Raw genomic sequence first — 19,754 nt, 5'->3', positions numbered from 1 at the left:
ACTCGTTCCATGGAGGAAATCATGTAGCTCGCGCCCTTGCATGGATTGCTCCTTACCTTGGCTGGCGTTGCGTCGCTCAGCAATGCCGGAACGTTCATTGCCGCCGCATTCTGCAATATAGACGGCTGATTGTATGAATTCGATCAGACGGAAGGGCCCGAAATGTTAAAATCTCATAGAGACAATGGCGGAGAGCCAGGTCCGGTGATCGCGTGAAAATATTGCCTTACCTCGTAGAAGGTGACAGCCTTACAGCAGGCTGATCGCTGTCACGACGTCTGGCCGAATAAGCGGGTCAGCGCCGACGATCGAGGAGGGAGGCGAGCTCTGCACGCACGACCTTTCCGCTGGGATTACGCGGGAGCTCTTCCGTAAAAATGACGTGTTGGGGCGTCTTATAGATGGCGAGCCTGTCCCTGACATAAGCACGGATATCATCCTCTTCGATCGCTGAACCCTGGCGCAGAACCACAGCTGTGGCGATGACCTCGCCCAGGTCCTTGTCGGGCATGCCGAATACGCTGGCTTCGATGATATCGGGATGGGTCGCGAGCGTGGCTTCGATCTCTGCCGGATAGATGTTCACGCCCCCGCGAATGATGACGTCCTTGATCCGTCCGACCAGGCGTACGTGTCCCGTGGCGGTAAGCTGAGCGAGATCGCCGGGCGCAAACCATCCGCCCTGAGCGGTGGAGACGACCTTCCCCTCGCCGTCGACAAGATGCGTCGACACACCGGGACCGCGATAGCGCAGGATGCCGATGTCACCCTCGGATAGGGCGACACCATCGGGATCCACCACCTCGATCTCCACCCGGAATGCGGGCCGCCCGACCGTGTCCGCGAAGTCCAGCTGCTCGTGCGGCAGCAGCACGGCGATACCGCCGCCTTCGCTTGTCGCATAGTAGTCGGTCAGCATCGGCGTCAGGTGGTCGATCACGCGCTTGCGTTCACCCGGCCGCATGGCCGCGCCGCTTGTGACGAGGCAGCGGATATGGGGGAGCGCGAGCCCCGGCCCGTCCCAGCTCTCCAGCATCCGCCCGATCTGTGTCGGCACCAGGAAGAGCGACGTGATCCGGGCGTCGGCAACAGTCGCTATGATATCGGCCGCCTTGAGCGGCGTGCTGGAGACAACGACCGTGCCGCCGGCCGCGAGCGTACTCATGGCGAAGGAACGGCCGCCGCCGAAATAGAGTGGTGTGGCCAAGAGATAGCGGTCGCTGGCGTTGAAGCCCATGCCGACCCACTGGCTGATGAAGCGCTCATACAGTTGAGCGTGGGAGACCAGTGCTCCGGTCGGCCGGCCCGTCGTGCCCGAGGACAGGGACAGCACGATCGGACCGCCGTCATCCACAAGCTCTGGGAGGTCGCCCGTTTGCGCGCGCCAATGGGGCGAGAACGCAAGCGCCGGAAGAGCGGAGATGGCTGCATCCGCCGGCTCGACGACGACCAGCTTGCAGGCAAAGGCCTGTGCGACCGCGACTTTCTCGGCCTCCTTCCAGCGATAGTCGATCGGAACGATGGTCGCACCAAGCCAGGCCACCGCATAATGGAGCAGGAGGTGGTCTGCGCTATCCTGCAGGCAGAGACCGACCCGATCGCCTGATCGAATGTCTTCACGGGCAAGCACGGCTGCATAGCGGCCGGTGATCGCGGCCGCCTCATGGTAGGATATTGCGATCCCATCTTGTTCGATGGCCGGGTGGCTGCGTCGACCTCTTGCATGAGACTGCAGCAGGGAGGCAAGATTCATTGCAACTGGACCCTCAGGACTGGGTATAAGGGGCTCAATCCCAACATGGAAGGATTGGCGCGGGAATGTCAGGCAGCATCAAGGCGATCGACGCCGTTGTGAATATCTGGACGCCGGAGGCGCTTGCCCACCGGCCCAATTGGGGCCCGGGCTTCTTTGTCGGCAAGATGAAGGCCGACCAGGGCCTGATGGAAGGAATCTCGCTCGAAGCGACGATCGACCGCATGGATGCCGCCGGTATCGAGAAGGCCTTTCTCATTGCACCGAAATCGGGCCGGGTCGGTCTGCCGGGCTGCTATCATCTGCCCTATGCGGTTGTCGCCAGAGCCGTCGAGCGCTATCCGGATCGCTTTTATGGACTCGCCGGCGTCGATCCCTATGAGGGGATGGAGGGAGTGCGACAACTCGAGCGCGCCGTCCGCGATGATGGGTTCATCGGCGCGCATTGCTATCCGCATTGGTTCGATCTCGCGCCGGATCATGCCAAATACTATCCCTTCTATGCCAAATGCGTCGAACTCGACGTGCCCTACCAGCTCCAGGTTGGGCAGTCCATGATCTACGCCCCCGAGCATCGCACCCGCAGCGTCGGCCGGCCGATCACGCTCGACGCCGTTGCCTGCGATTTCCCCGAATTGCGCCTCATCGGCATCCATGTCGGTATTCCCTGGGTGGAGGAGATGATCGCCATGGCCTGGAAACATCCGAATGTATTCATTGGCGCGGACGCCCATAGTCCGAAATACTGGCCACAGGCGTTCGTCAACTATCTCAACAGCTACGGCCAGGACAAGGTCATCTTCGGCACGGACTTCCCTGTCCTCGATTTTGCCAGAACACTGCGCGAGATCGCCGCGCTCGACTTGAAGTCCGTCGTCAGAGAGAAGTTTCTGCGCGGCAATGTCGAACGCATCTATCGATTGACCAAGAGATAAATTTCGGGACGTCGGCCGCCATGAACCCATGGCGGCCGACGTGGAGAGGTTTCTCAGCCGAAAGCCAGCTTTCGTGCAGAGTCGTTATAAAGGCTCTTGGGATCGAGCGGCGGAACGATCTTGGCCTTGACCATGAGATCCACCGCCGAAACCCACGGTCCCTCCTTCGAGGCGAACTTATCGCGATAGACGGGCTCGAATGTCTGGGTAACCGCATTGGCGAGCACCGTCACGCCTTTGTCGGGACGCTTGGCTTCGACGATATCGAATTCGCTCGTCATCGAGGCGATGACAGGGGCGAGGTCGGCCCTCTTGGCGATCATGTCGCCGATGGCCGCATAGCAACCGCGCATGAATTTCGCGATCGTCTCCGCCTGCGCGTCAAGCGCTCGCTTGGAGACCATGTAGACTTGCCCGGGAGACGGCGCGAATTCGTCTACGGAAAATGAGGCGACGGGCTGCTTGTCGGATTGCAGCGAGAACAGCGTGTCGTTCGTTGCAATGAAGGCGTCGATGCGTCCGAGCTTGATGAACTCGAAGGCCGGCGGCGCATTGCCGACGACTTCGCGGCGCACGTCCGCGACCGGAACGCCCTTGCTCACCAGCATCATATCGAGCAGATTTTCGGTGGCGCCGCCGGTCGAGACGATGCCGATCGTCTTGCCCGCCATGTCCTCCGGACGCTTGATCGGCTTGTCCGCGAGGCTGATGACGTGAAAGATATCCTTCTGGTAGCACTCACCCACCGCAATGATGGAGGGATCTTTTGCGTAAGCCTTGATGAGATCCGTTCCGCCGGTGCGCGAGATCAGCGTATTACCTGCCGTGACCTGCTGGACGGCCATCGCCGAGCCGCGACCACCCTCAATCTCGACATCCAGACCTTCCTTTGCAAAGAAGCCCCCCGTGCGGCCATACAGCGCTTCCGAGAAGCCGAAGATGAAGCCGAATGGCGTGAGATATCGGATCTTCTGCAGTGACTGGGCTTCAGCGCTCATGGGCAAGAGGCCTGCTGCCGCGCAGGCCATGGTGGCTTTCACGAACGTGCGCCGATCAAGCTTTGACATATATATCCCCTTCTTGTTGTTGTACGAACCTAATTTCGATACGAAGATCTGCCATGCTTTCTGCTATCAGACGTCGATCCCTGGCAAACGACGTGAAAGGTCTTGAGGAATAGTGACGAAGCAGGTCTTCGTTCGCGACGCGTTTCCTTGGAAGGTGCATCAGTAACAGGCGAGGCTCCGGGCTTTTCTAGCGCCCGTCTTGTCCATAGTCATGGAGTAACCTGGCCGAGGCGGATGTCGTCCAGCCACGCTGATAGAGGTATCCCCCCGTCACGGTGACGTCCCCCAGCACGGACAACTCCTCGTCCTCCGCTGTTCCGAAACTGACAGTTCCCATGCCGGGCCAGACGGTTGACATCGATGTATTCGCAAGGCCAAGCTCGAAGAGCTGCTCGATGTCCGGGACATCCGGGCTCGGGCTGGCAATGTAGCGATAAAGGAACGTGGACGCTGCATGCCCGGGCAAGGCGGTCATGGGCTGGGCATCATCGGGAACCTGGACAGACAGGCGCAGCACCGTTTCTCCGTACCGGCTCACGGTGCCACCGGCGGCGGCACCGGGGCCTGCTTTCACCATGCCCGGGTTGTGCGCGTGGAGGCGGGAGCGGTCGACCTGCGCCAGCCGTTTCGACCAGCCGAAGATCGGCCCCATGCCCATCGACCAGTCGCGATCCACCCAGACGAGCGCGCTATAGCGGCCGACCTTGTCGCCGAACTTGCAATAAAATCCCACGACACCTTCGTTGTAAGTGGACCGCGCGGGGTTCTCCCAGGCCTGGTCAGGCGCCGACGCACTGACCTTGGCCATTTCCGCGATCATCGCCCAGCCGTCGCCGGTTTCCAGCGGTTCCAGCCCCGGCGGGAGGAAAGCGGCGATCGCAGCCGGATCTGCCCGAAACGAAACGTGGATCGCGTCGCAGCTGATGTGATGCGGCAATGGCTCCACGAGTGACGACCGTCCTGAGGCCGTTCTCGGCATCGATTGGCCCTGCCATGGTCGGCCCAGCGTTCTCGTCAGCATGTCATTCCCCGGGACAGATCGGCCGAACGGCGTAACTTGTCCTATCAATATGACATGAGACGGGCGGTATCGTAAAGCGGGACCGCTGCCACGGTGGTGGAGGCGATTGGCCCGAGAGCGGCCGTCACCAGCCGGACGTCAACGCGCTGAGATGGGCGAGGTCTTTCTTCAGGTAGGGGAGAACCGCATCGCCCATGCGCTGGGTTCCGCTGGCGGGATCGGAATACTCTGCAGGAAGGCACAAGGTGCCGTGGAACCCGATCGCTCGCAGACAATCCGCGAATTCACCCCATGAATAGGCGCCGTGGCGATGCGTCGTCCATTTGACCTTGAATATAGCCTCATCTTCAGGTCCGTTGACACGAGCCCTGTAGGCGCTCTTGAAATTCACCAAACCATGGAGATGGTCCTTGATGATATCGACGGCCATGGGCACGGGCTCACCGTCGAGCGCACAATGGGCCATGTCAAGAACCGCGCAGATATGGCGCGGCTCGTATTTCCCAAGGAGATGGAGAAGGCCAGCGCTGCTCCCGACAAAAAAGCCATAGTGGTTCTGCACGCCGATCGTGACCTTGTGTCGCTGGAGCGCCGGCAGTACGGCATCGAACCGACGCTGATGGTTCTCGATCGAGCGGTGGTATCCGATTGACATGTCGATCGGCGCCATCACGCGGATCAAGGGTATTCCCGCGTCGCCGCAGGCGGCAATCATGGCTTCATCCGCGCTGCCGGCAATACTGGCGATCTTCAATCCGCGCGCTGCAAATATGCGCGCCGCCTCCTGCAATCCGCCTGCGGCCGTCTCCGGCGTCACCTGATAGCCCGGACGTACCGCCAATTCCACGCCATCAAGGCCGGCGGCGGCGATCTTGTCGGCAAGCTCGGGCAAAGTCTCTGAAACCCAGGGCTTGGTGAAGACAATGATGGGAAACGCGGACATGAACGATCTCCTCCAGAGCATTTTCGAGCGAAGTGGACGCCGGTTCGCGTGAAGAAAATGCGTAGATAAAAAGACGTAGAGCATCTCCGGTGAACCGGAGTTCGCCGGAAATGCTCTAACCCTTGAGGCCTGTGGCCGCGATACCCTCGATCAGGCGCCGCTGGAAGATGAAGAACACCAGAAAGAGTGGCACCAGCGACAAGAGAGACATGGCAAGCAGTGGTCCCCAGGAGGAAGCGCCCTTCGACGACATCAGGAGGCTCAAGCCCTGCGGGACCGTGTACTTATCCATCGACGTCAAATAGACCAGCGGCGAAAGGAAATCCTCGTAGGTCCAGATGAAAGAAAAAACTGCCGTCGTGACCAAAGCGGGCGTAAGTAACGGCAGGATGATGGACCAGTAGATGCGTATGGGACCCGCACCGTCGACCGTCGCTGCTTCGTCGAGCTCGCGCGGGATGCCGCGAATAAACTGAACCATCAGAAAGATGAAGAAGGCATCGACCGCGAGAAACTTCGGTACGATAAGCGGCAGAAATGTATTGACCCATCCGAGGTTGTAGAACAATGCGTATTGCGGAATGAGCGTCGCGTGCAGCGGTATCATGATGGTCAGCATCATCAAGGCGAACAAGGTCTTCTTGAGCGCGAAATTGAGACGCGCGAAAGCGTAGGCAACCATGCTGCAGGCCAACACATTGCCGATCACGGCAAAGCCGGAAATGATGAAGGAATTGAGGAAGAACGTGCTGAAGGGCAGGGCCGCACCACGCCAACCATCCACATAGTTCTGTAGCCTCAAACGTGCCGGCCACAGGCTGAGATCGGAAAAGATGAGATTGGGCGGCTTCACGGAGCTGCTCGCCAGCCAGAGCAAGGGATAGATCATCACCAGCGCACCGATGATGAGGCAGGCATGGATTGCCAGGCTCTGCCAGCTTATCGCGATGCTCCTGGCGTGGTGTGAGGTCGTGGCGGCGTTGGTCATCCTGTCACTCCATCGGGCTCAGCGTTCGTCGCCGTAATGCACCCAGTAACGCGCTGAGAGAAAGGATATGGCGGTGGCCAGTCCGATGATGCCGACCAGAACCCAGGCCATTGCGGAGGCATAGCCCATCTGAAAATTGGTGAAGGCCTGCTCGTAGAGATAGAGGGTATAGAACAGCGTCGCGTCTGCGGGGCCGCCCTTGCCGCCGCTGATAATATAGGCCGGCGTAAAGGCCTGAAATGCGCCGATGATCTGCATCACGAAGTTGAAGAAGATAATCGGTGTGAGCAGCGGAAGCGTAATGCTCACGAATTTGCGAACCGAGCCGGCACCATCGACCTCTGCGGCATCATAGATGTCTTGTGGAATTTGCTTGAGGCCCGCGAGAAAGATCACCATGGGCGATCCGAACTGCCAGACAGCGAGAGCGACCAATGTGTAGAGGGCGTAGTCGGTGCTGGTAATCCAGCTTGGGCCGTCGATGCCGAATTTCAGCAGGATCTGGTTGATGATCCCGTCATAGGAAAAGACCTGCCGCCACATGATGGCGACGGCGACGCTGCCGCCAAGCAGGGAGGGCAGGTAGAACACGGAGCGATAGAAACCGAGCCCGCGCAAGCCGCGGTTCAGCAGCATCGCGATGCCCAATGCAAAAGCGAGCTTGAGCGGCACCGAAAGAAAGACATAGGTGAAGGTGACCTTGAGGGATTGATAGTAACGGCTATCCTCGAAAGCCATCTTCACGTAATTGTCCAGGCCGATCCACTGGGGTGCCGTGAACATGTCATAGCTTGTCAGGGACAGGTAGAACGAGGCCAGGATGGGTCCAAGCGTCAGGCATACCATGCCGAGAATCCACGGCGATAGAAACAGGAAGGCGGCCGCATTGTTGTTCGCGTTGATGCCGACTGCCGCGCGTTGACGGTGGGCGGGCCGTCGCGTCGCGGAAACCGGTAGCTTCTCCTGCGCGATCATGCTCATGGTTGCTCATCCCTACGAGAATTGGGGCGGTGGCTTTGATAAGCCACCGCGGCATCCGTGCCAGGCGCACATCCGGACATGTCTACTGCGGTTTGCCGTTTGGAGCCGTGCAGACAGGGTGGTCGAGCGTTTCGACGATCGGTTTCTGGAACGGTTCCCCGCTATTTCTTCAGCCGTGCGCTGACCTCTCTGATGAATTGCTCCGCCGCCTGCTTTGGCGTGAGCTTGCCGAAGGCAACGCCTTCGTTGGCGCGGGTCAGCATTCCCGTCATGCCAGGGACGCCGGGATAGCGCGGCGGTGCCGGCTCCTTCTGCAGGACGTCGAGATAGGCGATGATCTTGCGATCGGCCTCCGAGCCGGTCGCTGCGAAAGCGTCGCGCCCTGCCTTCGAGCATGGGATCATGCCGCTGCCGACATAGTAGGTCTTCGCACCCTCGGGGTCGAAATGCATGAAGCGGATGATGTCGATGACATGCTTCTGGTTGGGTGATTTCGCCGAGACCGTGGTTGAATTGCCGGCATAGCAATAATGCCGCTGTTTCATCTCTCCGCCGCGGAACCCGTTCGGCATCATATGCAAGATGAGGTTGTCCTGCGTCAGCGCCTGGAAGCCGGCAAAGCTGTCCGTCAGCGTGATATTCATCGCGGCGCGGCCGGCAACAATGCCCGAAGTGCTCGGATCGTCGTTGCCCGCCAGCGCCTGCACGTCGCCGGGCGGGGTGCCGCGCGTCTCGCGGAGCTTTTGCCAATAGGCGTACCAGGCCTCCATATCCTCCGGCGCAAAGCCGAGGCGATGATCCTGGGTGAACATGGATTTTCCGCGTGACCGCAAGAAAATGTCGCAGGGGATATAGTTTCCGCCGGCATCTTCGACGCCCCAGAAACGCGGCCCCAAGGCTTTGTTGAAGGCGCTCGCCGTCTCGGCCAGCTCTTCCCAGGTCCACATCTCGGGCGGAAGCGTGATGCCTGCCTTCTCGAACGCACTTGCGTTGGTGATGATGGCAGGGCCAATCGCATCGTTCGGGATCGCAAACTGCTTGCCATCGAACTTCGCCGCATTCACTGCGCTCTGCAGATAGTCGGAAAGGTTTATCGGGTTCGGAATATAGCTGTCGAGCGGTGTAGTCACGCCCCTTCGCGCGTATTCCGCGAGCAGGTCGACGTTGACGCTGAACATATCGGGCGCATTTCCACCCGCGGTCTCGGTCGCGATCTTGTCCGTGAACGCCCCGAAATTGGTGAACTCGGGAATGATTTCGACATTCGGATGTTTCTGCGTGTAAAGCTTGAGAACAGCGAGCGTCTGCGTGAGCTGCTCCTGCGATTCCACATAGCCGGCGAAGCGGACGCGAACCTTGTCCTGAGCGAAACTGGAGGCGAGCGGTAAGCTGGATAGAGCGGCGCCACCCATCATGGTCGCGCCATGGCGCAACAGGGCGCGCCGGTTCAAATGCACCGACATGGTTTTCCTCCGGGTATGTGGACCTCTAAGCGGTCGTCTTTTCGTGGATCGTCGTTCGGTCGATCATCGTTATCGATCGTCATTAGTGCAACGAAACACCAAAACGAAAGGGCCGTCAACCCGTCGAATAGTGACGATTTCAGGCTTTCGTAATTTCTTCGACGCCTGGGCTCTGGGTTTGACAAATGGCTCATTCAATCCTATCGGTAAATCGTTGCAGTAAACTGTTGCATGATCCGGACACGGTGGGACATGACTGGAATTCACGATGTGGCGAAGGTCGCCGGCGTTTCGGCCAGCACCGTGTCCAACGTGATCAATGGTCGTGGCAACAAGATGCGCCCCGAAACGCGGCAGCGCGTCCTGGACGCCATCGAGAGCCTGAAATACACGCCCAACAGTGCCGCACGGCAGCTGAAATCGGGCCAGAACACGACGCTCGGCCTGATCATTCCATCGGCCGCCAATCCGTTCTGGGGCGCGGTCGCCCATCATGTCGAGCGTGCGGCCCGCAACCACCAATACCGGCTGCTGATCTGCAACGCGGAACGCGATCGCGATGTCGAGGCGCGCTATGCCGAGACATTGCTTGGCTCGGGCGTCACGGGGGTGATCCTCGGTTCGTCGCCGCTCAATTTCGATCACCTGCGCGACCTCATCCGGCGCGGGTTGAAGATCGCGGCTTTTGACCAGCGCGTCGCCGAGGTCGAGCAGAACGGTGTCGCCTGCAGTGTCAGCGTCGACCAGCACCTCAGCGGCATGCTCGTCGCCCAGCATCTGATCGGTCTCGGCCACAAGCGTATTGGGGTGGTGACGGGCCCGATCAAGACGAACAGCCGTATCGACCGTGTCAGCGGCGTCCGTGCGGCGCTCGCGCGTGCCAGGCTGGAGCTGCCGGAGGATCTGCGCTGGCAGGGCGGCGGGGTCATCGGCTTCGGCGATATGGAGGGCTCGGAACTCGGCCGGATCGGCATTCGCGAGCTCTTGAGCCGCGATAACCCGCCAACGGCGGTGATTTGCGGCAACGATATGTACGCGCTCGGCGCCTATGCCGGTGCGCGTGATCTCGGCTACCGCGTGCCGGATGATGTTTCGATCGTCGGCTTCGATGACATCGCCATGGCGGAAATCGTTTACCCGCCGCTGACCACCATCCGTCAGCCGGTGCTGGCCATGGCGGAACAGATCGTCGGGCTGTTGATCCGCCGCGTCGAGGGCGACGAGATCCCCGTCGACGAGGCTTTCATCCACGTGCCCCCGCAGCTGATCGTCAGGGGGTCGACCGCACCAATCCGGACGTAGGCCCGCCGGACATCACGCGGCAAGACAAGGCGGCAAGACACGGCGGCAAGACACGGTGGCAAGGATCAGGGAGGACGGAAGATGGGTCACGATTTGGAAGGGCGCGAGGTCTTCATCGCCGGCGCAAGCAGCGGTATGGGGCGCGCGATCGCCATCGCCGCAGCACGCGCGGGCGCCGCTCTTATCCTGCTCGGACGCAACAAGGCCGGGCTCGATATTACTGCGACCTTGGCCCGCGAGGCCGCGCCCGGGTGTAGCATCCGCACGCTCGTCGCCGATGCATCGGATGCCACGGCCTTGGCGGAGGCCACCGCCGGGACGGATCTGAGCCAGGTCGACACTCTGGTCAATTCCGTGGGCACGAACATTCCCGAGCGCGCCTTCGATCAACTGACGACGGAGAGCTGGCAACAGATGATCGACAGCAACCTGACGGCCGCGTTCAATTTGTCCAAGATCTTTCTGCCCCTCATGCGCGCGCGCGAGAACGGATTGATCATTCATATTGCATCGACAGCCGCACGGAAGCCGGACAAATCCGGCGCGGCCTACCAGGCCACCAAGGCGGGCGTGCTGTCCTTGACCCACGCGCTTATGGAGGAGGAATGGCAGAATGGCATTCGCGCCACGGCGATCCTCCCGGGCATGACCGACACGCCGCTTCTCGATCGCCGGCCGACGCCCGTGACGCCGGAGGCACGCGCATCGGCCCTGCGGCCGGAAGACGTTGCCGCGGCGTGCCTGTTCGTCTTGCGGCTGCCGCCCAGGGCGCATGTGGCCGAATTGCATATCGGACCGAGCCAACGGTGAGCGCCGCCGCAAAGGCGTCCTCATGGGTGCGAAGCCCAATTCATCGACCGTAAAACGCAGTCTTCGCTCCTATCGGCAAGACGCGAACGCGAACTAGGGAAGAAACTGATGGATTTTTCTGGGAAGGTCGTCCTGATTTCGGGTGGAGCCTCCGGGATCGGTGGCGCCACGACGCGGGCCTTCGCGCAGGCGGGCGCCCAGGTCGCGTTCACCTATATCACCAGCGAGGCGGAGGCCCGCGCGCTGGAGGCGGAATGCGCTGCGAACGGACAGGTCGCGCGCGGCTTCAAAGCTGATATGAGCAAGCCGGACGAAGTCGCCGCGATCGTCGCCAGGACGGAACGCGAGCTCGGGCCGGTCGATGTCCTGTTTGCCAATGCCGGCGGGCTTCTGCGCCGGGCGCGCTGTGTGGACTCGAGTCTGGAACTCTGGCAGGAAGCCTATTCCGTCAATGTCTTCAGCACCTTTCTTGTCGTGCAAGCCGTGCTGAAGTCGATGGAGCCACGCGGCCGCGGCGCCATCGTCATGATGTCGTCGCTGGCGGCTTTTGATGGCGGTGGCCCGGGAGCCGCCCACTATGCATCCAGCAAGGCGGCGGTGGCGACTTTCGTGCGGGCGCTGGCGAAGGAGGTGGGGCCGATCGGCATCCGCGTGAATGGCGTGGCGCCGGGCCTCATCGGCACACGGTTCCATGACACTTTCAACACACCCCAGGGACGTGCCGCATCCGTCGAACGCACGCCATTGCGGCGCGAGGGCGTGCCGCAGGATGTGGCCGACGCCGTTTTGTTCCTGGCATCCGACCGGGCCTCCTACATCACCGGCGAGATCACGCAGATCAATGGCGGTGTCGGCTTCTAGCCGATCACGACACGCCTTTCGCTATGCAGAACGAACAACGCGAGCCGGCGCGGTCGACGCTCGCGTGCCAGGAGGAAATGGATCCATGTCCGAACCAGCGAAGCCGACTGTCGCCATCCTGCTCACGCCGCAGATGCGTAAGCAGCTCATTCCGCCCGGCGCGGAAGCGCAACTGTCAGCGCGGGCCCGCGTCGTGGCGCCGGCAGACGGTGAACTGTCGGCCGCCGCCTTGCCCGGGCTTCTGGAGGGCGCGACGGTGGCGATAACGGGCTGGGGAACGCCGCGGCTGGATGAGGCGGTTCTGGCGCAGCGCGATGACTTGCAACTCGTCGCACATGCCGCCGGCAGCATTCGTCAGCTCGTTCCTTTCCCAGCGATCGAGAGCGACAGGCTGCGCGTCACGCATTCAGCGGTCCATATCGGCGAGGCCGTCGCCGAATTCGTGATGGCGCAGGTGTTCAATGCCCTGCGTCACCCTGTCGAGCTCGCCGAAGGCATGCGCGCCAGGGAGCCATGGCTTGCGCTGCGTTCGCGCCTGCTCGGCCGCCTCCTCGGCGAACAGACCGTTGGGCTTGCGGGAGCAGGCTATATCGGCCGCATGATGGTGCGGCAGTTCAAGGCTTTTAGTGCACGGGTCCTCATGCACGATCCGTTCCTCGACGACGCCCGCGTCACGGAGCTCGGCGTTGAACTGGTCAGCCTCGATCAACTCCTCGCCGAAAGCGATATCATTTCGCTGCACGTGCCGTCTCTGCCCGAGACGCGTCACATGATCGGCGCGGCCCAGCTTGCCCGGGTCAAGGACGGCGCGCTTTTCATCAACACGGCGCGTGGCGCCCTGATCGACGAGGAGGCGCTGATTGCCGAATTGCGGAAGGGACGCTTCACCGCCGTGCTCGACGTCTATGAGAAGGAGCCCCTCGCCGACGACAGCCCCTTGCGCGCGCTTCCCAATGCGATCCTCGCCCCCCATGCCGCGGGGCACACCCACGAGACCTATCTGCGCCAGGGCGCGACCGCGGTTGACGAGGCGCTGCGGTTTCTCGCCGGCGCGCCTCTGCGCCATGAGGTCACCAAGTCCATGCTGCCGAACATGGCCTGAAGCCCTGTCGGGATAAGCCACGGCCCGCAGATGCATCCCACGCCGGCCGCGGCTTGTGCGCGGCAACCTACGTGGATGACACGCCGAAGCCGGCCATCTTGGCGGCGCGCACCAGGGCCTTGCGCGCAAGGCGGCCGGAGCGAAAACCTTCCAGCGCATCCTGGCAAGCGAGGAGAGCGACCTTGTACCTGTGATCGCGGCGCCCGGGCCAATCCCTGAGGAGCAGCTCCACGGCCTCCCAGGCATTTGTGATCGTGCGCTGCTGCGAGGGGCCAAACGTCAGGCGAACAGGGGTGGCAAAGCGCCAGTCGCTCATCTCGTCCTCCAGGGTTGCCGGTCGTCCTTTCACTGTCGAAGAGTTGTGGAGCCGGCCCACGCTCTTCTCACGGGGGCGAGAGGTTCTCCCGCCGCGCACCTCATTGGCTACGAGGAAGCGCCTTCAATCGTTAACGAGACGTAAAGGAGGCCGGTGTCGGCATCGGCGTCTTCCCGCGCCGCGCAATCGCCGGCCCTGGAAAGGCCTGTACCGGTCGATGCATCTCCAGAGGAACTCGCCCATCGGATGAGGTCCAACAGGCGCGCCTGCCGGCACCTGGACATGCGCTTTTCGCGGGGCGCGGGAACCGGAGGCGCAGATCATGAGGGCGAATCGGCGGGCGAGGTGCGGCTCCGACAGGCATTGGGCCTTGTGTTGACCGCCATTTCAGTCCCGGCGGACAGTCGCCTCTATACGGAAGGAGGTTCGGGCGCTTATATCCGATGTTCCGGGGGGACGCCTTGGCACCACGGGACGGGAACGGCCACAGGCCGGATCGACGCAGAAAGACATGGGCGGGAAGCATATGGAACAAAGCTGGCGTTGGTTCGGCCCGGGTGATGTCGTCCCCTTGCATGCCATCCGTCAGGCGGGCGCGCGTGGTGTCGTGACCGCTCTGCACCAGATCCCCTATGGTGAGGTCTGGACGGTTGAGGCGATCGAGGCGCGGCAGGCGGAGATTGCCGCGGATCCATCCCTCGGGCTCCACTGGAATGTCGTCGAAAGCCTGCCGATCCACGAGCGCATCAAGCTCGGGGAGGGGGATCTCACGCCGCTGTTCGAGAACTACCGCCAGTCCATGCGCAATCTCGCGGCCTGCGGCGTGAAGACGATCTGTTACAATTTCATGCCGGTCGTGGATTGGACGCGGACGGAATTGGCCCATCCGCTGCCGGGCGGCGGCCGGGCGCTGCGTTTCAATGCCCATGAATATGCCGCCTTCGATTGCTTCATGCTGGAGCGTCCAGGCGCTGAAGCGGACCATTCCGCGGATGTGCTGGTCCGCGCGCGCAACTGGTTCGCCACGGCGACGGACACCGAGAAGGAGACGCTGCTCGCAAGCATCATGGCGGGCCTGCCCGGTGCTTTCGACCGTTACGACATTCCCGCGTTGCGCAGGATGCTCGAGCGTTACAGGGACATCGATGCCGAGGGGCTCAGGTCCAATCTCGTTCGCTTCCTGCGCGCGGTGGTCCCGCTGGCCGAGGAACTCGGTATCCGCATGGCGATCCACCCCGATGACCCGCCGCGCCCGCTGATGGGCCTGCCGCGCATCGTCTCCGGCGCCGAGGATCTCGCCTTCATCACCGCGGCCGTCGATTCGGTCGCCAATGGCATCACGCTGTGCACCGGCTCGCTTGGCGCCGGCGTGCAGAATGACGTGCCGGCGATCGCGCGGCAGTTCGCCAGCCGGACCCATTTCGTCCATCTGCGCAACGTCGCCAAGGAGCCGGACGGCTCCTTCATGGAGGCGGATCACCTGGGCGGGGACACGGATATGGTGGCGGTCATCGCCACCTTGCTCGCCGAACAGAAGCGCCGCCTGGATGCCGGTGACCCGCGCTGGCGGCTGCCCTTCCGTCCGGACCACGGCCACGAGCTCCTGGACGATGTCGGCAAGGGTTCCTTCCCCGGCTACTCGGCCGTCGGCCGTCTCAAAGGGCTCGCCGAATTGCGGGGTGTCATGACGGCCGTCGCCGAACTGAGGTCTTTGCCGATCTGATCCTCGGCAAACCCGGGTGCGGCCGCCGGTATTGCCGATGAAAGCCCTATGCGGCATGCCTGATGGCGCAGGCCGTGGCATACTGCCTGCGTCGCAGCCGTGCCGGCGCGGGCAAGCGGTCTGATGCTCGTCTTTACCGGCCAACCCAGCCTGGAGCCGATGCATGTCCGAAGCGCAGCCGCAGCCCCATCCCCGCGGTGGACTCTATTTCGAGGATTTCGTCGTCGGCACCGTCATCAGGCACCGTCTGACGCGTACCGTGACGCAGATGGACAACATGCTGTTCTCGAATATGACGCTGAACCCGCAGCCACTCCACATCGACGCCCATTTCTGCGCGACCGAGACGGAATGGGGCAGGCCGCTCATGAACTCGTTTTTCACCCTCGGCCTCATGGTCGGCATTTCCGTGAACGACACCACCGTCGGCACGACGATTGCCAATCTCGGGATGACGGATGTGAAGTTTCCAACCCCGCTCTTCGAGGGCGACACGGTCCATGTCACGACGGAGGTCGCATCCAAGCGCGAATCGCGATCGCGGCCGGATGCCGGCATCGTCACGCTCATCCACCGGGCCTACAAGCAGGACGACGCCCTTGTCGCCGAATGCGTACGGCAAGCCTTCATGCGCAAGCGCAATAGCACGATGAAGGCCTGAACCATGCGGTCATTGCTCTTCGTCCCCGGGGATTCGCCGCGCAAGCTCGAAAAGGCGCTCACCGCAGGGGCGGACGCCCTCCTGCTCGACCTGGAGGATGCCGTCGCGCCCGCCGCGAAGGACGGCGCCCGGCGCACGGTCTCAGCCTTTCTTGCCGAAGCGACCGCGGAGGCCGAGCGCCCGCGGCTCTATGTGCGGGTCAACGCGCTCGAGACCGGGCTGACCGATGCGGACCTTGCCGGCGTGATGATGGCAATGCCCGACGGCATCGTGCTGCCGAAGGCTTCGGGTGGCGCAGACGTCGCTCGCCTCGGGGCCAAACTTGCAGTCTGGGAGGCGCGCGCGGGCGCGTCCGATGGCGCCACCCGTATTCTGGCGCTTGCAGCCGAGAGTGCGCGCGGCATCTTCGGGCTCGGCACCTATGCCGAAGCCGGCGGGCGGCTGATGGGGCTCACCTGGGGCGGCGAGGATCTGTCCGCTGATGTCGGGGCGGAGACCAACCGTGACGCGCGCGGTGCCTATACGGAGCCTTACCGGCTTGCCCGCTCGCTAACGCTGTTTGCCGCGGCTGCCGCATCCGTCGATGCCATCGATGCGGTCTATACCAATTTCCGCGACCTCACGGGGCTCGAAGCGGAATGCCGCGAGGCGTGCCGCGATGGTTTCGTCGCCAAGATGGCCATCCACCCGGCGCAGGTGCCTGTCATCAACGCGGCGTTCACGCCGTCGGCGGAGGCGGTTCAGCGGGCACGGGCGGTCGTCGCGGCTTTTCGCGCCAATCCCGATGCGGGTGTGACGGGCGTCGACGGCGAAATGCTCGACCGCCCCCATCTTCTGCGCGCCGAGCGGCTGCTGGCACGCCTCGGGTAGGGCCAACATGGTCGTCGCGACGACTGGCATCATCCCTTGACGGCACCGGCCGTGAGACCTGTCACAATCTTGCGCTGGAAGATCAGCGTGTAGTTCGTGAGGTCAAAGCGCTCCGGCCACAGCCGCGGGACGAAGAGCTCCGTACCAGTGCGAAACGACGAGACGAAGGCGTAATACAAGGGAAACAACGCGACAGTCAGGATCACGGCAAGGATCAGCACGAACACGCCCCTGGCCAGAAGTTGCGTCACGAGAGCAGGCTTGATGGCGGCGGGCATCGTCGCGTTGCTCCCTTATCGAAGTCGAGACGCCGGATATCTCTCCTGCAAGGTTTCCCCCGCAACGTTAACGGTCTATCCGCGAAACGGTTTCCCGCCGATTGTCGGTGACGCTCGACGCCCAGGACGCGGATCCTGGCGCAAGCAAAAACGGAAGCCCGAAGACCTCAGCCCGGACACCTCAGCCCGGACACTTGACCTGCGCCGTCTACTCGGCGGCTATGCGGGTGGGATCGATAGTCTTCAGGGGCAATGCGAAGCGGCTTACGATGTGTTTCGCCCAGTGGGCCGAGTCGTATTTCTCGACGCTCTCCCACATGACGTCCATCCGCCGCAACTGCTCATCCTTCGGCATGTCGAGCGCCTCGTCGATGGCGGCGTCCATGGCGCGGGTCGAATAGGGGTTTGTCAGGACCGCGCTGGACAACTCGACCGCAGCGCCGGTGAATTCGGACAGCACGAGCGCCCCGCCCATGCCAAGCCGCGCCGCCACATATTCCTTGGCGACGAGATTGAGGCCGTCGCGCAGCGGCGTGATCCAGCAGACGTCCGCGCACCGATAATAGGCGACGAGTTCCTCGAAGGGCAGCGCGCGCGTGAACAGCAGCAGCGGCTGACCGGAGAGGGTGGCGAAACGGCCGTTGATGCGGCCGGCGATCTGCTCGATCTCGCGCTGTACGTTGCGATAGACGCTCATGCCGGGGTTTGACGACACGGATGTCACGAGGAGCTGGATGGTGCCCAGGAGTTCCGGCCGCCGCTCCAGAAGCCGCTCGAAGGCGAGCAGCATATCCCGCGTTCCCTTGGTGTAGTCGGTACGCCCCACGGAGATGATGAAGCGCTTTCCGTCGAGATCCTTGCGGATCGCCTCCTCGCGCTGCCGCGTGAGGTCGCGCTGGCAGAGCGCGCGAATGTAAGACGCGTTGGCGCCCACCGGAAACGCATCGATCTGGATCTCATGGCCGCGGTGGCGCAGGCGCGTCGGCATCACCGGCTCCGAGAGGGCCGCCCCGCATGGCGTCAGGCTCTCCTCCACCGGGGTCTCCTCCACAATCTCCACATCCTTGAGACTGCGCGCCGTGGACACGAAACTTACCGCGTAGCGTGGAATGTGAAAGCCAACGCCGGCATTCAAGATTGCCCCGCATGCCTCAGATCCCGGCCATGGACTTGGCAGCATTCCGGCTGATACTGTGAGAAATAGACAGACCAAGATCCGCCCGCTCATCCTTGAAGGGGCGCTGCAACAGCGCATTCATCACATCGGGAATGGGAAGGCGGTCCACGACGATGGCGCGAACGGCCTCGCAGATCGGCATATCGATCGCGTGCCGGCGGGCGAGATTGGTGACGGAGACGGCATTGTCTGCGCCTTCGACGACGACGGGCCGGCCCTCGAAGACATCCGCCGCCGAGCGACCGGTGGCAAGAGCCATGCCGAAACGCATGTTGCGGGACTGCTCGCTCGAGCAGGTCAAGGTGAGGTCGCCCACACCCGACAATCCGGTGACTGTTTCGCGGCGGCCGCCGAGCGCTGCACTCAACCCCTGGATTTCGTGGAGACCGCGGCTGACCAGCGCCGCTCGCGTGTTGGCGCCAAAGCCCAATCCCGTTGCAATTCCACTCGCGATGGCGAGCACGTTCTTGACCGCGCCACTGACCTCGACCCCGATCACGTCGTCCGACACATAGGGGCGGAACGTCTTTGTGCCGAGCGCCCTGGCGACCCGCGCCGCCTGGGAGCGGGCAGGATTGAGGGCTGCATCCGATGATGCAATGGTCACGGCCGATGGCATTCCCGCGGCGACTTCGGCGGCGAATGTGGGGCCGGAGAGAACCGCTATAGCGTGATCCGGCAACTCCTCCTCGACCACCACCGAGAGCAAAGCCCCCGTATCCTGTTCCACGCCCTTTGAACAGATGACGACCGTCGCCTGCGCCGGCAATAATCCGCGCAGTTGCGCGGCAATGGCGCGAAGATGTTGCGAGGGAACAACAAGAAGAACAATATCGGCGTCACGGGTTGCGCTGGCCTCATCGCCGGTTGTCCACAGGCGCGGCAGGCGTCGAACGCAGGTGGCCGTCGCGTTTCGCGCGCCAACGGCCGACCTGCAGTTGGAATACGGAGGCTCTGCGCCAGCCGTCACGCCTCCAGATGAAGGTCGCGATAGGCCCCGCGGAAGAAGATGAGGGGGCGCTCCGCCTCGTTCCAGGAAAATGTCAGCACCCGTCCGACGCAGATCACATGATCTCCGCCATCGTAATGCGCGTAATGGACACATTCGAAATGAGCCAGCGTATCTGGCAGGAGAGGCGCCTGTGCATGGCCGTGTGTGTGTTCGACAGAGGTCCATTTGTCTCCACCATATCGCGCGAAGCGGTTCGACAGGTGGTCCTGGTTCCGGCACAGGATATTGACGGCATAACCTTCGGCCGCCAGGAGCAGGGGGAGGCTGCGTGCCGCGCGATCGATGCTGAAAAGGACAAGCGGCGGGTCGAGCGAGACGGAGTTGAAGGAGCTGACCGTCAGTCCGAAGCGCTCATCCTTGTCGCCGAGGCCCGTGATGACTGCGACACCCGTTGCATAATGCCCAAGCGCCCGGCGGAAGCTTGCACTGTCAAATGGGGGGAACGAAATGTCGGGCATGTCGGTGCTCCATGCGCTCTCAAAGACGCCCTG

20 protein-coding genes are annotated in these 19,754 nt (G+C 62.6%); 8 read left to right on the top strand and 12 right to left on the bottom strand.

Annotated elements, in window-relative coordinates:
* Positions 1-295: 295 nt before the first annotated feature.
* Positions 296-1,753, bottom strand: coding sequence for a class I adenylate-forming enzyme family protein (locus C7450_RS25910; RefSeq protein WP_110377367.1), 1,458 nt, complete (start codon positions 1,751-1,753; stop codon positions 296-298).
* Between the two features lie 65 nt (positions 1,754-1,818).
* Between C7450_RS25910 and C7450_RS25905 the strand changes: the two genes are divergently transcribed.
* Positions 1,819-2,688, top strand: coding sequence for an amidohydrolase family protein (locus C7450_RS25905; protein WP_110377366.1), 870 nt, complete (start codon positions 1,819-1,821; stop codon positions 2,686-2,688).
* A gap of 53 nt (positions 2,689-2,741) precedes the next feature.
* Here the strand turns inward: C7450_RS25905 and C7450_RS25900 are convergent, their stop codons facing one another.
* The 6 genes from C7450_RS25900 to C7450_RS25875 form a co-directional block, all read right to left on the bottom strand.
* Positions 2,742-3,755 carry an ABC transporter substrate-binding protein gene (locus tag C7450_RS25900; protein ID WP_110377365.1) on the bottom strand — a complete coding sequence of 338 codons (1,014 nt, stop codon included), beginning with the start codon at positions 3,753-3,755 and terminating at the stop codon, positions 2,742-2,744.
* Positions 3,756-3,942: 187 nt separating this feature from the next.
* On the bottom strand, positions 3,943-4,734 hold the full coding sequence (locus C7450_RS25895) for an acetoacetate decarboxylase family protein (protein ID WP_170147437.1): 792 nt from the start codon (positions 4,732-4,734) through the stop codon (positions 3,943-3,945).
* 166 nt (positions 4,735-4,900) lie between these two features.
* Positions 4,901-5,719 carry a sugar phosphate isomerase/epimerase family protein gene (locus tag C7450_RS25890; RefSeq protein WP_170147436.1) on the bottom strand — a complete coding sequence of 273 codons (819 nt, stop codon included), beginning with the start codon at positions 5,717-5,719 and terminating at the stop codon, positions 4,901-4,903.
* 115 nt (positions 5,720-5,834) lie between these two features.
* Positions 5,835-6,707 (bottom strand): carbohydrate ABC transporter permease, encoded by an 873-nt coding sequence (locus tag C7450_RS25885; RefSeq protein ID WP_110377362.1) that lies wholly within the window; start codon positions 6,705-6,707, stop codon positions 5,835-5,837.
* Between the two features lie 18 nt (positions 6,708-6,725).
* Positions 6,726-7,688, bottom strand: coding sequence for a carbohydrate ABC transporter permease (locus C7450_RS25880; RefSeq protein WP_110377361.1), 963 nt, complete (start codon positions 7,686-7,688; stop codon positions 6,726-6,728).
* Between the two features lie 161 nt (positions 7,689-7,849).
* A complete protein-coding gene (locus C7450_RS25875; protein WP_110377360.1) occupies positions 7,850-9,151 on the bottom strand; it encodes an ABC transporter substrate-binding protein in 1,302 nt (433 codons plus the stop codon).
* 252 nt (positions 9,152-9,403) lie between these two features.
* Here C7450_RS25875 and C7450_RS25870 point away from each other — a divergent pair, with 252 nt between their 5' ends.
* The 4 genes from C7450_RS25870 to C7450_RS25855 all read left to right on the top strand — a co-directional run bounded on the left by C7450_RS25870 (position 9,404) and on the right by C7450_RS25855 (position 13,226).
* Positions 9,404-10,453, top strand: coding sequence for a LacI family DNA-binding transcriptional regulator (locus C7450_RS25870; protein ID WP_170147435.1), 1,050 nt, complete (start codon positions 9,404-9,406; stop codon positions 10,451-10,453).
* 81 nt (positions 10,454-10,534) lie between these two features.
* The gene (locus C7450_RS25865; RefSeq protein WP_110377358.1) at positions 10,535-11,263 is read left to right on the top strand and encodes an SDR family oxidoreductase; all 729 of its coding nucleotides are present in this window, start codon (positions 10,535-10,537) and stop codon (positions 11,261-11,263) included.
* A gap of 108 nt (positions 11,264-11,371) precedes the next feature.
* Complete coding sequence (locus C7450_RS25860) at positions 11,372-12,124, top strand: SDR family NAD(P)-dependent oxidoreductase (protein WP_110377357.1); 753 nt, start codon at positions 11,372-11,374, stop codon at positions 12,122-12,124.
* Between the two features lie 85 nt (positions 12,125-12,209).
* Positions 12,210-13,226, top strand: a complete 1,017-nt coding sequence (locus C7450_RS25855; protein WP_110377356.1) for a hydroxyacid dehydrogenase — start codon at positions 12,210-12,212, stop codon at positions 13,224-13,226.
* A gap of 67 nt (positions 13,227-13,293) precedes the next feature.
* Here the strand turns inward: C7450_RS25855 and C7450_RS25850 are convergent, their stop codons facing one another.
* Positions 13,294-13,542 carry a DUF982 domain-containing protein gene (locus C7450_RS25850; protein WP_110377355.1) on the bottom strand — a complete coding sequence of 83 codons (249 nt, stop codon included), beginning with the start codon at positions 13,540-13,542 and terminating at the stop codon, positions 13,294-13,296.
* Between the two features lie 526 nt (positions 13,543-14,068).
* On the opposite strand from C7450_RS25850, the gene uxuA reads away from it, so the two are divergent.
* From uxuA to C7450_RS25835, 3 genes are all read left to right on the top strand, one after another.
* On the top strand, positions 14,069-15,265 hold the full coding sequence (uxuA, locus tag C7450_RS25845) for a mannonate dehydratase (protein WP_110377473.1): 1,197 nt from the start codon (positions 14,069-14,071) through the stop codon (positions 15,263-15,265).
* A gap of 163 nt (positions 15,266-15,428) precedes the next feature.
* A complete protein-coding gene (locus tag C7450_RS25840; RefSeq protein WP_110377354.1) occupies positions 15,429-15,926 on the top strand; it encodes a MaoC family dehydratase in 498 nt (165 codons plus the stop codon).
* A 3-nt stretch (positions 15,927-15,929) separates the two neighbouring features.
* Positions 15,930-16,796 (top strand): HpcH/HpaI aldolase/citrate lyase family protein, encoded by an 867-nt coding sequence (locus C7450_RS25835; RefSeq protein ID WP_110377353.1) that lies wholly within the window; start codon positions 15,930-15,932, stop codon positions 16,794-16,796.
* 29 nt (positions 16,797-16,825) lie between these two features.
* Here the strand turns inward: C7450_RS25835 and C7450_RS25830 are convergent, their stop codons facing one another.
* The 4 genes from C7450_RS25830 to C7450_RS25815 form a co-directional block, all read right to left on the bottom strand.
* Positions 16,826-17,074, bottom strand: coding sequence for a hypothetical protein (locus tag C7450_RS25830; protein ID WP_110377352.1), 249 nt, complete (start codon positions 17,072-17,074; stop codon positions 16,826-16,828).
* A gap of 208 nt (positions 17,075-17,282) precedes the next feature.
* Positions 17,283-18,209, bottom strand: a complete 927-nt coding sequence (locus tag C7450_RS25825; RefSeq protein WP_210206536.1) for an alpha,alpha-trehalose-phosphate synthase (UDP-forming) — start codon at positions 18,207-18,209, stop codon at positions 17,283-17,285.
* Between the two features lie 16 nt (positions 18,210-18,225).
* The gene (locus C7450_RS25820) at positions 18,226-19,221 is read right to left on the bottom strand and encodes an NAD(P)H-dependent glycerol-3-phosphate dehydrogenase (protein ID WP_210206535.1); all 996 of its coding nucleotides are present in this window, start codon (positions 19,219-19,221) and stop codon (positions 18,226-18,228) included.
* On the bottom strand, positions 19,218-19,721 hold the full coding sequence (locus C7450_RS25815) for a flavin reductase family protein (RefSeq protein ID WP_110377471.1): 504 nt from the start codon (positions 19,719-19,721) through the stop codon (positions 19,218-19,220). The genes C7450_RS25820 and C7450_RS25815 overlap by 4 nt, the downstream gene beginning before the upstream one ends.
* Positions 19,722-19,754: the final 33 nt, after the last annotated feature.

The sequence above is a fragment of the Chelatococcus asaccharovorans genome, assembly GCF_003201475.1.
Lineage (GTDB): Bacteria > Pseudomonadota > Alphaproteobacteria > Rhizobiales > Beijerinckiaceae > Chelatococcus > Chelatococcus asaccharovorans.
Note: the sequence above shows the minus strand (reverse complement) of the source record. Positions and strands in the feature narration are given on the sequence as shown.

Coding starts and splice junctions, on each gene's coding strand:
- C7450_RS25860 (WP_110377357.1), top strand. CDS start 11,372: ATGGATTTTTCTGGGAAGGTCGTCCTGATTTCGGGTGGAGCCTCCGGG.
- C7450_RS25885 (WP_110377362.1), bottom strand. CDS start 6,707: ATGACCAACGCCGCCACGACCTCACACCACGCCAGGAGCATCGCGATA.
- C7450_RS25850 (WP_110377355.1), bottom strand. CDS start 13,542: ATGAGCGACTGGCGCTTTGCCACCCCTGTTCGCCTGACGTTTGGCCCC.
- C7450_RS25910 (WP_110377367.1), bottom strand. CDS start 1,753: ATGAATCTTGCCTCCCTGCTGCAGTCTCATGCAAGAGGTCGACGCAGC.
- C7450_RS25855 (WP_110377356.1), top strand. CDS start 12,210: ATGTCCGAACCAGCGAAGCCGACTGTCGCCATCCTGCTCACGCCGCAG.
- uxuA (WP_110377473.1), top strand. CDS start 14,069: ATGGAACAAAGCTGGCGTTGGTTCGGCCCGGGTGATGTCGTCCCCTTG.
- C7450_RS25835 (WP_110377353.1), top strand. CDS start 15,930: ATGCGGTCATTGCTCTTCGTCCCCGGGGATTCGCCGCGCAAGCTCGAA.
- C7450_RS25840 (WP_110377354.1), top strand. CDS start 15,429: ATGTCCGAAGCGCAGCCGCAGCCCCATCCCCGCGGTGGACTCTATTTC.
- C7450_RS25895 (WP_170147437.1), bottom strand. CDS start 4,734: ATGCCGAGAACGGCCTCAGGACGGTCGTCACTCGTGGAGCCATTGCCG.
- C7450_RS25870 (WP_170147435.1), top strand. CDS start 9,404: ATGACTGGAATTCACGATGTGGCGAAGGTCGCCGGCGTTTCGGCCAGC.
- C7450_RS25880 (WP_110377361.1), bottom strand. CDS start 7,688: ATGAGCATGATCGCGCAGGAGAAGCTACCGGTTTCCGCGACGCGACGG.
- C7450_RS25890 (WP_170147436.1), bottom strand. CDS start 5,719: ATGTCCGCGTTTCCCATCATTGTCTTCACCAAGCCCTGGGTTTCAGAG.
- C7450_RS25865 (WP_110377358.1), top strand. CDS start 10,535: ATGGGTCACGATTTGGAAGGGCGCGAGGTCTTCATCGCCGGCGCAAGC.
- C7450_RS25900 (WP_110377365.1), bottom strand. CDS start 3,755: ATGTCAAAGCTTGATCGGCGCACGTTCGTGAAAGCCACCATGGCCTGC.
- C7450_RS25905 (WP_110377366.1), top strand. CDS start 1,819: ATGTCAGGCAGCATCAAGGCGATCGACGCCGTTGTGAATATCTGGACG.
- C7450_RS25875 (WP_110377360.1), bottom strand. CDS start 9,151: ATGTCGGTGCATTTGAACCGGCGCGCCCTGTTGCGCCATGGCGCGACC.
- C7450_RS25830 (WP_110377352.1), bottom strand. CDS start 17,074: ATGCCCGCCGCCATCAAGCCTGCTCTCGTGACGCAACTTCTGGCCAGG.
- C7450_RS25815 (WP_110377471.1), bottom strand. CDS start 19,721: ATGCCCGACATTTCGTTCCCCCCATTTGACAGTGCAAGCTTCCGCCGG.